General features: G+C 67.0%; 15 protein-coding genes. 7 read left to right on the plus strand and 8 right to left on the minus strand.

The annotated features are described in order from the left end of the window. Positions 1-159: 159 nt before the first annotated feature. The 3 genes from ABQF13_RS06125 to ABQF13_RS06135 are packed head-to-tail and all read left to right on the plus strand — an operon-like array spanning position 160 to position 3,379. Positions 160-1,377: a PP2C family protein-serine/threonine phosphatase gene (locus tag ABQF13_RS06125; RefSeq protein WP_448391820.1), complete on the plus strand. Its 1,218-nt coding sequence runs from the start codon at positions 160-162 to the stop codon at positions 1,375-1,377. Further along, a complete protein-coding gene (locus ABQF13_RS06130) occupies positions 1,374-2,945 on the plus strand; it encodes a sensor histidine kinase (protein WP_448391821.1) in 1,572 nt (523 codons plus the stop codon). Before ABQF13_RS06125 ends, ABQF13_RS06130 begins: the two co-directional genes overlap by 4 nt. After that, on the plus strand, positions 2,942-3,379 hold the full coding sequence (locus ABQF13_RS06135) for a response regulator (RefSeq protein WP_448391822.1): 438 nt from the start codon (positions 2,942-2,944) through the stop codon (positions 3,377-3,379). The genes ABQF13_RS06130 and ABQF13_RS06135 overlap by 4 nt, the downstream gene beginning before the upstream one ends. Here ABQF13_RS06135 and ABQF13_RS06140 read toward each other — a convergent pair. Both ABQF13_RS06140 and ABQF13_RS06145 read right to left on the minus strand, forming a co-directional pair. Then, on the minus strand, positions 3,352-3,813 hold the full coding sequence (locus tag ABQF13_RS06140; RefSeq protein WP_448391823.1) for an ATP-binding protein: 462 nt from the start codon (positions 3,811-3,813) through the stop codon (positions 3,352-3,354). The two genes, ABQF13_RS06135 and ABQF13_RS06140, sit on opposite strands and share 28 nt — an antisense overlap. Positions 3,814-3,878: 65 nt before the next feature. After that, the gene (locus ABQF13_RS06145) at positions 3,879-4,244 is read right to left on the minus strand and encodes a hypothetical protein (RefSeq protein WP_448391824.1); all 366 of its coding nucleotides are present in this window, start codon (positions 4,242-4,244) and stop codon (positions 3,879-3,881) included. Positions 4,245-4,299: 55 nt separating this feature from the next. On the opposite strand from ABQF13_RS06145, the gene ABQF13_RS06150 reads away from it, so the two are divergent. Further along, complete coding sequence (locus tag ABQF13_RS06150) at positions 4,300-4,647, plus strand: DUF732 domain-containing protein (RefSeq protein ID WP_448391825.1); 348 nt, start codon at positions 4,300-4,302, stop codon at positions 4,645-4,647. Between the two features lie 56 nt (positions 4,648-4,703). On the opposite strand, the gene ABQF13_RS06155 is transcribed toward ABQF13_RS06150, so the two are convergent. Both ABQF13_RS06155 and ABQF13_RS06160 read right to left on the minus strand, forming a co-directional pair. Further along, a complete protein-coding gene (locus tag ABQF13_RS06155) occupies positions 4,704-5,168 on the minus strand; it encodes a lipoprotein LpqH (RefSeq protein ID WP_448391826.1) in 465 nt (154 codons plus the stop codon). Between the two features lie 135 nt (positions 5,169-5,303). Then, positions 5,304-5,738, minus strand: a complete 435-nt coding sequence (locus tag ABQF13_RS06160; RefSeq protein WP_448391827.1) for a lipoprotein LpqH — start codon at positions 5,736-5,738, stop codon at positions 5,304-5,306. Between the two features lie 17 nt (positions 5,739-5,755). Here ABQF13_RS06160 and tgt point away from each other — a divergent pair, with 17 nt between their 5' ends. Next, entirely contained in the window at positions 5,756-6,991 is a 1,236-nt protein-coding gene (gene tgt, locus ABQF13_RS06165) for a tRNA guanosine(34) transglycosylase Tgt (RefSeq protein ID WP_448391828.1), read from the plus strand. 111 nt (positions 6,992-7,102) lie between these two features. Here tgt and gluQRS read toward each other — a convergent pair whose 3' ends face one another. Continuing rightward, the gene (gluQRS, locus tag ABQF13_RS06170) at positions 7,103-7,978 is read right to left on the minus strand and encodes a tRNA glutamyl-Q(34) synthetase GluQRS (RefSeq protein WP_448391829.1); all 876 of its coding nucleotides are present in this window, start codon (positions 7,976-7,978) and stop codon (positions 7,103-7,105) included. Positions 7,979-8,222: 244 nt separating this feature from the next. Between gluQRS and ABQF13_RS06175 the strand changes: the two genes are divergently transcribed. Then, positions 8,223-9,614, plus strand: a complete 1,392-nt coding sequence (locus tag ABQF13_RS06175) for an MFS transporter (RefSeq protein WP_448391830.1) — start codon at positions 8,223-8,225, stop codon at positions 9,612-9,614. Position 9,615: 1 nt separating this feature from the next. Here ABQF13_RS06175 and ABQF13_RS06180 read toward each other — a convergent pair whose 3' ends face one another. Next, complete coding sequence (locus ABQF13_RS06180) at positions 9,616-10,866, minus strand: aspartate aminotransferase family protein (protein WP_448391831.1); 1,251 nt, start codon at positions 10,864-10,866, stop codon at positions 9,616-9,618. Positions 10,867-10,939: 73 nt separating this feature from the next. Between ABQF13_RS06180 and ABQF13_RS06185 the strand changes: the two genes are divergently transcribed. Then, a complete protein-coding gene (locus ABQF13_RS06185) occupies positions 10,940-12,385 on the plus strand; it encodes an NAD-dependent succinate-semialdehyde dehydrogenase (RefSeq protein ID WP_448392034.1) in 1,446 nt (481 codons plus the stop codon). A 4-nt stretch (positions 12,386-12,389) separates the two neighbouring features. On the opposite strand, the gene ABQF13_RS06190 is transcribed toward ABQF13_RS06185, so the two are convergent. Further along, positions 12,390-13,049 carry a GntR family transcriptional regulator gene (locus tag ABQF13_RS06190; RefSeq protein WP_448391832.1) on the minus strand — a complete coding sequence of 220 codons (660 nt, stop codon included), beginning with the start codon at positions 13,047-13,049 and terminating at the stop codon, positions 12,390-12,392. After that, positions 13,046-13,762 (minus strand): maleate cis-trans isomerase family protein, encoded by a 717-nt coding sequence (locus tag ABQF13_RS06195; protein ID WP_448391833.1) that lies wholly within the window; start codon positions 13,760-13,762, stop codon positions 13,046-13,048. The genes ABQF13_RS06190 and ABQF13_RS06195 overlap by 4 nt, the downstream gene beginning before the upstream one ends. Between the last annotated feature and the right edge of the window lie 45 nt (positions 13,763-13,807).

A 13,807-nucleotide genomic window follows, 5' to 3' on the forward strand; every position in this document is an offset into this window, starting at 1 on the left:
CCAACCGCGCCGAGCGCACGGTTTATTGACGTGAACGCCGGGAAACAGCGTGAACAACCGTACTTTCGGCGTGCGGCGGATCCGAGCGCTATTGTCTGAACCGTCACTAAAGAAGGGTCAGGACGGCCACGGTGACCAACGTGGGAGGCCTGGTTACTGATGCGTGCGCTTTACGACCCCGAGTCGACGGGCGGGAACGTGGTGTCGAAAGGCGGCAGTAGCCGGCCGTTCGCGGTGCTTCTCGTCGAAGACGACCGGGCCGACGCGGTGTTGGTCGAGGAGCTGGTGCGCGACGCCAACGCGACCATTGAACTGACCTGGGCCAAAACGATCGAACAGGCCGAGCAGGAACTGGCCGTGGCCCGGCCCGACTGCGTGCTGCTGGATTTGAACCTGCCCGACGCCGAGGGCATCAAGGCGCTGGACCGCATCACCAAGCGCGACGTCACGCTGCCGATCGTCGTGCTGACCGGCCTGCACGACGAACACTTCGGCGTATCCGCGCTGGCCGCCGGCGCCCAGGACTACCTGGTCAAAGGTCGGGTCGAACCCGAGGCGCTACACCGCGCGCTGCTCTACGCGATCGAACGGAAACGCGCCGAACTGACCGCCGTCGAACTGCACGCCAGTGAGTTGCGCGCCGAGGAAAACGCCCGCCTGGAACGGGGCCTGCTGCCGTCTCCGCTGCTGTCGGACGACCCCGGTGTCGACATCGTCGCCGAGTACCGGCCCAGCCGTCAGCACGCCCTGCTCGGCGGCGACTTCTACGACTTCATCCAGACCCCCGACCGCACCGTGCACGTCATGGTCGGCGACGTGGCCGGTCACGGCGCCGACGAGGCCGCGCTTGGTGTGGCGCTGCGGATCGGCTGGCGCGCGCTGACGTTCGCCGGCCTGCGCGGCAACAAACGGATGCGGGAACTCGAACGGATTCTGAGCACCGAACGGCCCGGCTCCAGCATCTTTGCCACCGTGCTGTCCGTCGCGATGGAACCGCGCGGGCTGGGGTTCGACGTGGTGTCGGCCGGCCACCCCGGCATGTTGCTGCACGGTCCGGACACCGTGGAGTGGCTCCAACCCGAATGTGGACCCGCGCTGGGCCTCAACGGCTACGAATGGCCGTTGAACCGCTTCGAACTGCCGCCCGGCTTCGGTCTCGTGCTGCTCACCGACGGCCTGTTCGAAGGCCGCTCCGGACGCGGCAGGGAGCGCATCGGTGAGGAGGGCCTGCTCACGCTGGCGCGGGGTTACGCCCACCTGCCGCCCGCCGAGTTCGTCAACGCGCTGATCGACGACGTCGAACGGCGTGCGCAATCCGTCGGCGGTATCAGCGACGACATCGCGGTCGTGCGGGTCGCGCGAACGGCGACGGAATGAGATGGCAGCCGACCGTTCAGGGCTGGCAGAACCTGGTGCTCACGATCATGGGCATCGTCGTGCTCGCCGGTGCGATCGGCGTCGTGCTGTTACTGGACCGAACTGACGAGGCCGAGCGGCGGCTGACCGAAGAGATCCAGCCCGCCCGCATCGCGGCCTACCAGCTGCAGGCCGCGTTGCGTGATCAGGAGACCGCGGTTCGCGGATACGCGATCGCCGCCGACCCGCTGTTCCTCGAGCCGTACTACGCCGGCCGGAATGCCGAACACACTGCGGAACAAGAGATCCGGAACTATCTGGGCAGCCGGGCCGAACTGCTCGCCGACCTCGACGCCGTCGAGCAGGCCGCGGCGACGTGGCGGTCGTCCTACGTGGAGCCGCTGCTCAACAGCGTGCAACCGGGTACCCCGGACGTGCCCGACACCCTGTTGACCGAGCGCGGCAAGGCGCAGTTCGACGCGCTGCGGGGGTTGTTCGAGGTACAGAACCAAAACCTGTCGCAGACGCGGCAGGAAGCCGTGGACCGAATCGTCCAGATGCAGACGTGGCGTGACGCCATCCTGGTCGTGTTGGCGGTGGCCATCTTTTTGACCACGATCGTGCTGGCGCTGCTGGTTCGGGCGGCGGTCACCCGCCCGCTGGACGGGCTCGCGCGTTCGTGTCGGGTGATCACCGACGGCAACTTCGACGAGAAGATCGTGCCGCGTGGGCCCAGGGACATCCGCGCCATCGCCGCCGACGTCGAGGACATGCGTCAGCGGATCATCACCGAACTCGACACCACCCGGTCGGCCCAGGTGCAACTGGCCGAACAGGCCCTCGACCTACAGCGCTCCAACGCCGAGCTCGAGCAGTTCGCCTACGTCGCGTCACACGATCTGCAGGAGCCGCTGCGCAAGGTGGCCGCCTTCTGTCAGCTGCTGGAAAAGCGGTACGGCGACCAGCTCGATGAACGGGGGCAGGAATACATCCAGTTCGCCGTGGACGGCGCAAAACGGATGCAGGTCTTGATCAACGATCTGCTGACGTTCTCCCGGGTGGGTCGGCTCAACGCCACGACCGACGAAGTCGATCTGGACGATATGTTGGACACCGCGCTCGGCAACCTGTCCACCGTCATTGAGGAGACCGGCGCCCAGATCGAGCGTCGGGGACAGCCCCTGCCGCGCATGATGGGCGACCCGACCTTGCTCACGATGCTGTGGCAGAACCTGATCGGCAACGCGGTCAAGTTCCACCGCGAAGGGCTCACCCCCCGCATCGTCGTCGAATGCGAAGAGGGCGCAAACGAACATGACGGTGCGTGGCTGATCACGGTGACCGACAACGGGATCGGTATTCCAGAAGAATTCGCCGACAAGGTGTTCGTGATCTTCCAACGTTTGCATGGCCGCGACGTCTACACCGGAACGGGTATCGGCCTGGCATTGTGCAAGAAGATCGTGGAGCACCACGGGGGCAGCATCTGGATCGACAGCTCCTTCACCGGCGGAACGAGGTTTCGCTTCACCATCCCCATCGCTGTCGACGAACCCGTCGCAGCCACATCGGAAGGATCCACCCAATGACGGAAGGCCGCGCCATCGACGTGCTGCTCATCGAGGACGATCCGGGCGACGAACTGATCACCCGAGAAGCGTTCGAACACAACAAAATCAAGAACAACCTGCACGTCGCCCGCGACGGCGAAGAAGGGCTGGACTTCCTCTACCGGCGCGGCGCCTACCAGGACGCACCGCGCCCGGACCTGATCCTGCTGGACCTGAACCTGCCCAAATACGACGGGCGCCAACTGCTGGAGACCATCAAGTCCGACGCCGATCTCAGCCACATCCCGGTCGTCATCCTGACCACGTCGGCGGCGGACGAGGACATCCTGCGCAGCTATAAGCTGCACGCCAACGCCTACGTGACCAAGCCCGTCGACCTCGACCAGTTCATGACCGCGGTCCGCCAGATCGACGAGTTCTTCGTTCAGGTGGTGCGGCTGCCGGGCCGCTGAGCCTCGTCGGCGACGCTGTCCAGTGCGAAGGTGATGCGCACGGTGGTCCCGGCCGACGTGCGCTGGAGGTCCACGTCCTCGCTGATCGCCGCCATGATCGGCAGGCCCCGTCCGCGGGTGGTGGGCTGAGTGGGTGGGGTGCGCCAGGTGCCGAAGTCGGCGACGCAGATCGCAATGCACCCGCCCTCGGATGCCGGCTGAACCGACGCCTCGATCTCGATCAAGCCGGGCTCGCCGTCGCGGTAGGCGTGTTCGATGCAGTTGGTGCAGGCCTCGTTGACGGCGAGCACGATATCGGCGGCGACGACGCCGGAGACGCCGAGCGATTCGAGCCAGGCGGACAATCGGAGACGGATCTCGCCCAGCTGATCCGCTGTTGCCGGCACCTCGAAGCGAAGTGGATCCGGCAGCCGGCGCTGCGCATCGATACCCACGCCCGTCGTTGTACCCGCATTGGACCGATAACTCACGTAGGCCACGCGCCTAGGCGGAACTCCTTTTAGAACGGCACGCTGTAGTCGGAGGTCCACGCACCGCCGATGCAGCTGAGCGGCACCCCGTCGGGTGACTGCGCGACGCCGTTGTCCTGACCGCACGGCAGCCGAATGGGCCGGACCCCCACCAACGGCGGCGACGCGATCCAGGTGCGTTCGGCACTGCAGGCCAGCGTGTTGCCCGCAGCGTCGAGGCCGAAGTTGTACCGGGTGTTCGCAACACAGGGCTCGCCTTCGGCGGCGGTGTGGTCGACGTAGGGGACACAACCGGCGCCGTCGCAAATTTGGGGTAACGCCGGTGCGGTCGCCGCGGTCATCAACGGTGCCGACACGAACCCGCACGCCATCGCCACTGCAGCTATCAGCCTCATGTCCTTAGCGTATGTGCAGGACAGAGTCCGCGGGAACGGAATAGGCTGACAACCCATGAAGCTCGCCATTACCGCCATCGCAACCGCGGGAGCCGCCGCCGCGGTGGTCGTCGCCCCGACCGCCAACGCCGACACCGTCGCCTACCTCGTCAACGTGCACGTGCGTCCGGGCTACAACTTCCCCAACGCCGAGGCCGCCATCGGCTACGGCAACAGCATCTGCGACCGGGTCGCGAACAAGATGGGCTACGGGGAGCTCGTCGAACAGGTCAAGGCCGACTTCCACACCACGGACTACTACCAGGGCGCCTACCTGATCAACCAGGCGGTCAACGAACTGTGTCCCGCGCAGGTCTGGCAGCTGCGGCAGTCCGCGGCCGGCTACACGCTGCCGCCCGCCTGAGCCGGATAGCACAACGGCGGCGCCCCACCGGGACGCCGCCGTCTGTCGACCATGCCCTACGGGCAGCTGACCTCGATCTCGAACGGCTTGTTCACCGGCTCCAGCGGGTTGGCCATGTCCACACCCGTGGCGGTGCCGGAGATCTTGTAGGTGTCGCCGTCCTTCTCTACCTGGGCGTCACCCTGACCCGTTCCCGACTGGAAGCCCAGCGTCACCCCGTTGACGTTGCCCAGCCCCACCGACTGCACGGTCGGAGAATCCCCTTCGCTGACCACCGCGCCGATACCGGTGGTCGCATCACCGATCGCGATGTTGGTGTTGCCGCCCATGGAACTGCACACAACGGTGCCCTGAACCTCTTGGTCCTGTCCGTCGATGGTGACGGTTGTCTTGCCCTCGGCGGCCGCAGCCGTCGACGTCTCACCCGTGGTTTCGGACTTTTCGTCGCCCGACCCACAGCCGGAAAGCCCCGCGATGACGATCGCCGCGCTCCCGACGGCAACCAGGAATCCAACCTTCACGACAGTTCTCCTTTTTGTTGTCGTGACCCGTCAAGATCGGCGGATCATCTCGGTCAGTATGGTTTGCGCCCTCAACAAGATCACCGGGTTTTGCCGAAAAAAATTCCAGCTGCGACGGTTCGACCTGCAGCGACGTCAGCAGGCGACCTTGATGGAGAAGGTGCCGGGAACCCGGAAACTCGGGTTGTCGGTGTCGAAACCGTCGGCGGTTCCGGTGATCTCGTAGGTGCGGCCGGTCATCGAGACGTCGGCGGTCGTGTCGCCGAGCCCGGCGTTGTAGCTGCCGGTGAACCCGCCGACGTTGTTGATGCTGACGCTCTCCGCGGTCAGCTCGCCCCGGTTGGACACCATCACGGTGACCCCCGAGGTCTGGTCGCCGGTGGTGATCGTCGTCAACGGTGCGGTGGTGGAGCACTGCACCGTCTTGGTGAGTTCGGGCTCCTGCCCGTTCACCGCGACCTGCGCGTTGCCCGCGACCAGTTCACCGGGTCCCGGTTCGTACTCTGGCGGGTCCGACGAACACCCGGCCAACACCAGCAGGGCCGCACCGCCAAGCAGAAGAATTCTCACAGTGCAGAATCTACGGCGTGACCGCGCCGAATACCGCGAAGCCGAGCGACTCGTCGGCGCCGTTCTTCACTATCGAGGCCGAATTGCCGGGTCGGCTCGGGCGCGCAGGCACGATCCGCACCAGCCACGGCGATATACACACCCCGGCGTTCATCCCGGTCGGCACCCAGGCCACCGTCAAGGCGGTGCTGCCGGAAGCCGTGAAAGACCTCGGTACCCAAGCCATCCTGGCCAACGCCTATCACCTGTATCTGCAGCCGGGACCCGACATCGTCGCGGAGGCGGGCGGACTGGGTGCGTTCATGAACTGGCATGGCCCGACGTTCACCGACAGCGGCGGGTTTCAGGTGCTGTCGCTAGGCGCCGGGTTTCGCAAGGTGCTCGCGATGGACACCGACCGGGTGCAGGCCGACGACATCATCGCCGAAGGCAAGGAGCGGTTGGCCGCCGTCGACGACGACGGCGTGACCTTCCGTTCCCATCTGGACGGCTCCACCCACCGGTTCACCCCGGAGGTGTCGATCGAGATCCAGCACCAGCTGGGCGCCGACATCATCTTCGCGTTCGACGAGCTGACCACGCTGGTCAACACCCGCGGCTATCAGGAGCAGTCGGTGCGGCGCACGCACGCGTGGGCGCTGCGCTGCCTGGCCGAGCACCAACGGTTGGCTGCCGCCAACCCGGACAAGCCGCGGCAGGCGTTGTTCGGCGTCGTGCAGGGCGCGCAGTACGAGGATCTGCGCCGCCAGGCGGCACGCGGGCTGGCCGAGCTCGACTTCGACGGGTTCGGCATCGGCGGCGCGCTGGAGAAACAGAACCTGGCCACGATCGTCGGCTGGGTGAGCAGCGAACTGCCCGACGACAAACCCCGCCACATGCTCGGGATCAGTGAGCCCGACGACCTGTTCGCCGCCGTCGCCGCCGGGGCGGACACGTTCGACTGCGTATCGCCGTCGCGGGTGGCGCGCAACGCCGCGGTGTACTCGGCTACCGGACGTTACAACATCACCAACGCCCGCCATCGCCGCGACTTCAACCCGATCGACGCCGAGTGCGACTGCTACACCTGCGCGCACTACACCCGGGCCTATCTGCATCACCTGTTCAAGGCCAAAGAGCTGCTGTCGGCGACACTGTGCACGATTCACAACGAGCGGTTCATCGTGCGGCTCGTCGACCAGATCCGCGCGGCGATCCGGGTGGGGGAGTTCGACGAATTACGCACCCACGTGCTGGGCCGCTTTTACAGGTGACGCCTCCTTCTGGCGCGAACGTGGGTTACCCGCACGTCCTGACCGAAGAAAGCGTGCATTGCGCCCACACTCGCGCCGAAGAGGCGGCGAGAAGGGGGCCGAGAAGAAGCACTACCCCGGCCGGTAGATCCACGGCTGCCGGGGCATCCGGGCGGGGTCGAACACGGCCAGCAGCGCGTCGAGATTTGTCGCTGTCGGCCACCCCAGCGACCCGGCGATCTGCTGCAGCGCCCGCTTCACGCCGATTTCGGCCAGCGTCACCGCGCCGTCGCGCTTGGCCAACCGCGCGCCGTCCTCGTTGAGCACCAGCGGCACATGGGCATACGTCGCCTCGGGATATCCCAGCAGCCTGGCCAGATACGCCTGCCGCGGCGAGGACGGCAACAGGTCGTCGCCGCGCACCACCTGATCGATGCCCTGCGCGGCGTCGTCGACCACTACAGCCAGGTTGTAGGCCGCCACCCCGTCTCCGCGTCGCACCACGAAGTCGTCGACGATGCCGGTGTAGCGCCCGTGCAACACATCGTCGACGGTGTAGGAGAACGCGTCGGTGCGCAACCGCAGCGCGGGCGGTCGGCCGGTCTGTTCACGCCGTTGCCGTCGCTGCGCATCGTCGAGGTCGCGGCAGGTCCCCGGGTACGCCCCCTGCGGTGCGTGCGGGGCACGCGGCGCCTGAGCGATATCTCTTCTGCTGCAATAACATTCATACAGCAAGTTGTGCGAGTCCAACGAGGCGATGACGTCATCGTAACGCTGTGTGTGCTCGGACTGCCACTCGGCCGGACCGTCCCAGGTCACCCCGATCGCGGCCAGGTCCGCGAGTTGCCGGGTAGCGATGTCGCCCGACGTCCGGTCATCGAGGTCCTCGACGCGCATCACGAACCGCCGCCGGGTGGAGCGCGCGAACAACCACGCGAGCACCGCGGTGCGCAAATTACCGATGTGCAGGTCGGCTGACGGGCTCGGGGCGAACCTGCCAGCGTTCATCGGTGCAATCTATCGAGATCCGCTGAGCGCGAGCGGCGCAGGCATCTCACAATGTTGCGAATCCGCATACTTTGCCGTTCGCCACCGTAATGCGCGTGAGGCAGACTGTTTTGGGGTATGAACGGATGACGTTCAGCGACTGGACAGCCAACAAAACAACGGCGTGGCCCTGGCGTTACGTTCGAAGCCAGCCCTTTGCGGTGGTGGTGCACACCGGGTGCCGTGTCGACGACTCGAGGAGCTCATGGACGCCCCGGATGCCGAACGGCCCACCGACGCGCATGGTACAACGCCGGCTGAGCCGCCGCCGGGGGTGCTGCGGAAGGCGATCGCCGCCTCGGCCATCGGTAACGCCACCGAATGGTTCGACTACGGCCTCTACGCCTACGGCGTCACCTATATCTCGGCGGCCATCTTCCCGGGTGACACCCAGAGCGCCACGCTGTTCGCGCTGATGACGTTTGCAATTTCCTTCCTGGTGCGCCCGTTGGGCGGGTTCATCTGGGGCCCGCTAGGCGATCGGCTCGGACGCCGGCAGGTGCTGGCCATCACGATCGTGCTGATGGCCGGCGCCACCTTCTGTGTGGGCTTGGTGCCGTCCTACGACACCATCGGGTTCTGGGCGCCGACGCTGATGATCGTGCTGCGGATGATCCAGGGCTTCTCCACCGGCGGTGAGTACGGCGGGGCCGCGACCTTCATGGCCGAGTATGCACCGCCGCGTCGCCGCGGTTTCCTGGGCAGCTTCCTCGAATTCGGCACGCTGGCCGGGTTTTCGGCCGGTGCGCTGCTGATGCTCGGATTCTCGCTGGTGCTCAACGACGACCAGATGGGTTCGTGGGGGTGGCGGCTGCCGTTCCTGATCGCGGCTCCGCTGGGCATCGTCGGCATCTATCTGCGCACCAAGCTGGAGGAGACACCGATATTCCAGGAACTGGAGGAATCCGGCCGCGAGGAGGAGTCCATCGGCGCGGAGTTCAAGGATCTGCTCGGCCGGTACTGGGCGCCGATCCTGAAGCTCGGCGGCCTGGTGATGGCGCTCAACGTCGTCAACTACACGCTGCTGACCTACATGCCGACGTATCTGGAGCAGTCCATTGGTCTGAGCACAAACATGGCGCTGGTGGTCCCGATCATCGGCATGCTGTCCATGATGGTCTTCGTCCCGTTCGCCGGAAAATTGTCGGATCGGGTCGGTCGAAAACCGATGTGGTGGGTGTCGATGACCGGCCTGTTCATCGCTGTGGTGCCGATGTTCATGCTGATGTCGACCGGCGTGGCGGGCGCGATCGTCGGCTTCGCGGTGTTGGGTCTGCTGTATGTGCCGCAGCTGGCGACGATTTCGGCGATGTTCCCGGCCATGTTCCCGACTCATGTGCGCTACGCGGGCTTCGCGATCGCCTACAACGTGTCGACCTCGCTGTTCGGTGGCACCGCCCCGGCGGTCAACGACGGGATGGTCAACGCGATCGGCAACAACCTGTGGCCGGCGTTCTACATGATGCTGGCCCTGGCCGTTGGGATGGTCGCGCTCACAAGGGTGCCCGAAACCGCGCGTTACCCGATCAACGGCACCGAGATTCCGGGCACCCCAGAGGCACCGCCGCAGCTGGACTACGAGGAGAGCAAGTCCTGAGCTACAGGACGGTGCTCAACGTGTCGGCCCAGGTGTCGACCGCCTCGTCGACCTGCTCGGCGGTGACCACCAGCGCCGGGATGAACCGCACCACCTGACCCCACGCTCCGCACGTCAGCAGCAGCAGGCCGCGCCGGGCGGCCTCCTGCTGCACTGCCGCCGCCGTCGCGCCGTCGGGTTTGCCTGCGGTGTCACGGAATTCGACGCCGATCATCAGGCCCAGACCGCGCACGTCGGTGATCGCGTCGTACTTGTCGGCGACCGTGCGCAGCGCCTCGCGCAACTGCTGGCCCCGATCGGCCGAGTTCTGCACCAACTGCTCACCGGTGATCACGTCGAGGGTGGCCACCGCCGCCGCGCACGCCACCGCGTTGGCGCCGTAGGTGCCGCCTTGGGATCCGGGCCAGGCCTTGTCCATCAGCGCCGACGACGCCGCGATGCCCGACAGCGGGAAGCCCGACGCCAGTCCCTTCGCGGTAACCACGATGTCGGGTCGGGCGTTGAAGTGCTCACCGCCCCAGAACCGGCCGGTGCGGCCGAAGCCGGTCTGCACCTCGTCGACCACCAGCAGAATCCCGTGCGCGTCCGCGCGTTCGCGCAGACCGGCGAAGAACCGCTCGTTGGCCGGCACGTAGCCGCCCTCGCCGAGCACGGGTTCGACCAGGAACGCGGCGGTATCACCGGGTACGCTGATCGTCTGCAGCACATAGTCGAGTTGGCTCAATGCGAAGTCGGTGGCCTGTTCGACCGGCCAGCCGAAGTGGCCCGGGTCGGGAAAGGGTGCGACGTGCACGCCGGCCATCATCGGCGCGAACCCCGACCGGAACCGGGTGCCCGACGTGGTCAGCGACGCCGCGGCCACCGTGCGTCCGTGGAAGCCGCCGTGGAACACGATGATGTTGGGGCGGCCGGTGGCCTGCCGCGACAGGCGCAGCGCCGCCTCGACGGCCTCGCTGCCGGAGTTGGCGAAGAACATGCGGTCCAAGCCCGGCGGCAGCACCTCACCCAACCGTTCGACGAGGGTGAGCAGCGGCCGGTGCATCACGGTCGTGTACTGGCCGTGGATCAGCGTGGCGACCTGGCGTTGAGCTGCTTCCACTATGTGCGGGTGACAGTGCCCGGTGCTGGTCACCCCGATACCCGCGGTGAAGTCCAGGTAGCGGCGGCCCTGCTCGTCATACAGGTGCACGCCCTCGCCACGCGCCGCGAGCACGCCGGTGGCCTGCTTGAGTATTTGCGAGAGTTCTGCCACAACGCGCCCCTTGCCAGATGGATAGTAGATTGTCGACAATCAGACTACCGTCGGAGCGCGCAAGCGAAAGGGAATTTCCGTGATCGATTTCGTTGACAAGCGACTGTTCATCGGCGGCAAGTGGGTCGACGCCGCAGAGCATGCCACCTTCGACGTGATCGACCCCGCCACCGGCGAGGTCCTCTGTGCGGTGGCCGACGCCTGTCCGGCCGACGGAATGGCGGCGCTGCAGGCCGCGGTCGACGCGCAGACGGAGTTCGCTGCGACGCCGCCGCGGGCGCGCGCCGACATGCTGATGGGCGCCTTCGAGTTGTTGCACGCGCGCGTCGACGATCTGGCGCTGTTGATGACGTTGGAGATGGGCAAGCCTCTCACCGAATCCCGCGGCGAAATCGCTTACGCCGCAGAGTTTTTCCGGCACTTCGCCGAGGAGGCCACCCGCATCGACGGCGGCTACCAGACCGCGCCCGCCGGAGGTGCGCGGTTCTTGATCGCCCGGCAACCGGTCGGTCCGTGCCTGCTCGTGACACCGTGGAACTTCCCGATGGCGATGGGAACCAGGAAGCTGGGGCCGGCGATCGCGGCTGGCTGCACCAGCGTCGTCAAACCCGCCCACCAGACGCCGCTGTCGATGCTGGCGCTGATGGGGATCCTCGAGGAGGTCGGCGTGCCTGCCGGCGCCGTGAACTGCGTGACGACGATGCACGCCGGTGCGGTCATGGAACCGATGATCCGTTCCGGGCTGGCCCGCAAGCTGTCCTTCACCGGGTCGACCCACGTGGGCAGGATCTTGCTCGAGCAGTGCGCGCAAAAAGTGCTGCGGACCTCGATGGAACTCGGCGGCAACGCGCCGTTCATCGTCTTCGCCGACGCCGACCTCGACGAAGCCGTCGACGGCGCGATCGCGGCCAAGATGCGCAACATGGGTGAGGCCTGTACGGCGGCCAACCGGATCTACGTGCACGCGTCGGTGATCGACGAGTTCGGGCGGCGGCTGGCCGAACGCATGGGCGCGCTGACTGTGGGCCGCGGCACCGACGCCGGGGTGAAGGTCGGCCCGCTGATCGACGCGGCCGCACTGCACAAGGTCGAATCCCTTGTCGACGACGCCCTCAGACGCGGCGCACGCGTGCTGACCGGCGGGTCACCGATGGGCGGGGCCGGCTTCTTCTACCAGCCGACGGTGCTCAGCGGCGTTCCGCGCGACGCCAAGATGGCCGAGGAGGAGATCTTCGGCCCCGTCGCGCCGCTCACCCCGTTCGACACCGAGGACGAGGTGATCGCCGCGGCCAACGACACCGAATACGGTCTGGTGGCTTACGTGTTCACCAACGACCTGCGGCGGGCCGTGCGGGTAGCCGAGGCGCTCGAGACCGGCATGGTCGGTCTGAACCAGGGTGTGGTGTCCAACCCCGCCGCGCCGTTCGGCGGCGTCAAGCAGTCCGGCCTGGGCCGCGAGGGCGGTGCTGTGGGCATCGACGAGTTCCTGGAGACCAAGTACATCGGCATCGCCCTGTAACGGGCTACTTGCGGGCCAGCCGCTCGATCAGCCGGTCCACCGCGTCCTCCATGTGCGCGATCAGCAGCTTGTCGGACAGTTGCACGTCGCCCGACCTGATCGCGCTGGCCAGCGCCTGGTGCTCGACCACCCGGTCGCTCGGGGTGTCGTAGGTATCGGCCAGCGCGTGCACGCACATCCGGGTCTCGACCAGATAGGTCTGGTGCATCCGAGACAGCCGCGGGCTGTCGGCCAACTCGACGAGCCGCTCGTGGAAACGGATATCGGCCTCGCTGCCATCCTCGACATCGGTGGCCTCGGCCATCTCCTCGACGATGGCCAGCAACTCGTCGCCGGCGGCGGCATAGTCGCGCAGCAGCAGGATCCGCCGGGCGGCGGCGCGTTCGATGGCCTCGCGCGCCAGGTACATATCGGATGCCTCGGCGGGGGTCATGTCGATGACGAACACGCCGCGGTTGCGGATCGCGATGAGCAGCCCCTCCTGGGTCAGGCGCTGCATACCTTCGCGCAGCGGCCCGCGGCTGACGCCGAGCTTGCGGGCCAAATCCGCCTCACCCAACTGGGTGCCCGGTGCCAGTTCCCCGTGCGCGATCGCCTGGCGCAGCTTGTCGGCGACGATGCTGGGCGTGGACTCCTGCTCGACGGGCGCGATGAACTCGGTCACCGGACCTCCTCGAACAGCCGGCCCATGCCGGGAATCGCCGGCACCCGCCCGGTCAACTGAAGGCCCTTCCAGACCGTGACCTGGTTGGCGGTCAGCACCGGCTTGCCGACGGCGGCCTCGAGGCGGCCGATGATGCCCAGCGTGTGCATCGCGGTGTCCGGAACGAGCACGGCCTGCGCATCGGGGTGGTCTGCGGCGGTGACCATTTCGATCACCCGGTCCGGCGCGAGGGTGCCGACCTCGGCGGCGGTGATGATCCCGTGGCTGCCCATCGCCACCACGTCGACACCGTCGGCGGACAGGAACTCGACGAAATGCTCGGCGACGTCATGGGGATACGACGCGGCCACGGCGACGCGCTTGACGTCGAGGTGCCGCAGCGCGTCGACGAACGCGATCGACGTCGACGACGCCGGGACCCCGGCCGCCGCGGCGACTTTGGCGGCCTGTTGCCGCGCGCCCTGCGGGCCGAACACGAAACTGCCCGATGTGCACGCCCACATCACGGCCTGCGGGCGGGAACCGGCGAGTTGGCGGACCCCGTCGGCCAGGCGTTCGGTGCTGCCGAGATCGAGCAGCGCGTCCACCCGGTGGGCGTCCTCGCCGACGGACGTGATCACGAGGGGCAGGCGTACGTCACCGGCCCGGTCCGCCAGCGTGGTGAAGTCGTCCTCGGCGCTGTGCCCGGGGTAGAGCAGTCCTACGGTCGCCATGAAAGGCCCCTCTGCTGAGTGTGTCGATGGGCAGATTGTCGACAA

The sequence above is a fragment of the Mycolicibacterium sp. XJ879 genome, assembly GCF_053483935.1.

Bases quoted from the DNA above. Each gene is read 5' to 3' on its own strand.
- ABQF13_RS06175 (WP_448391830.1), top strand. From the start codon at position 8,223: ATGGACGCCCCGGATGCCGAACGGCCCACCGACGCGCATGGTACAACG.
- ABQF13_RS06135 (WP_448391822.1), top strand. From the start codon at position 2,942: ATGACGGAAGGCCGCGCCATCGACGTGCTGCTCATCGAGGACGATCCG.
- ABQF13_RS06195 (WP_448391833.1), bottom strand. From the start codon at position 13,762: ATGGCGACCGTAGGACTGCTCTACCCCGGGCACAGCGCCGAGGACGAC.
- gluQRS (WP_448391829.1), bottom strand. From the start codon at position 7,978: ATGAACGCTGGCAGGTTCGCCCCGAGCCCGTCAGCCGACCTGCACATC.
- ABQF13_RS06150 (WP_448391825.1), top strand. From the start codon at position 4,300: ATGAAGCTCGCCATTACCGCCATCGCAACCGCGGGAGCCGCCGCCGCG.
- ABQF13_RS06145 (WP_448391824.1), bottom strand. From the start codon at position 4,244: ATGAGGCTGATAGCTGCAGTGGCGATGGCGTGCGGGTTCGTGTCGGCA.
- ABQF13_RS06125 (WP_448391820.1), top strand. From the start codon at position 160: ATGCGTGCGCTTTACGACCCCGAGTCGACGGGCGGGAACGTGGTGTCG.
- ABQF13_RS06130 (WP_448391821.1), top strand. From the start codon at position 1,374: ATGAGATGGCAGCCGACCGTTCAGGGCTGGCAGAACCTGGTGCTCACG.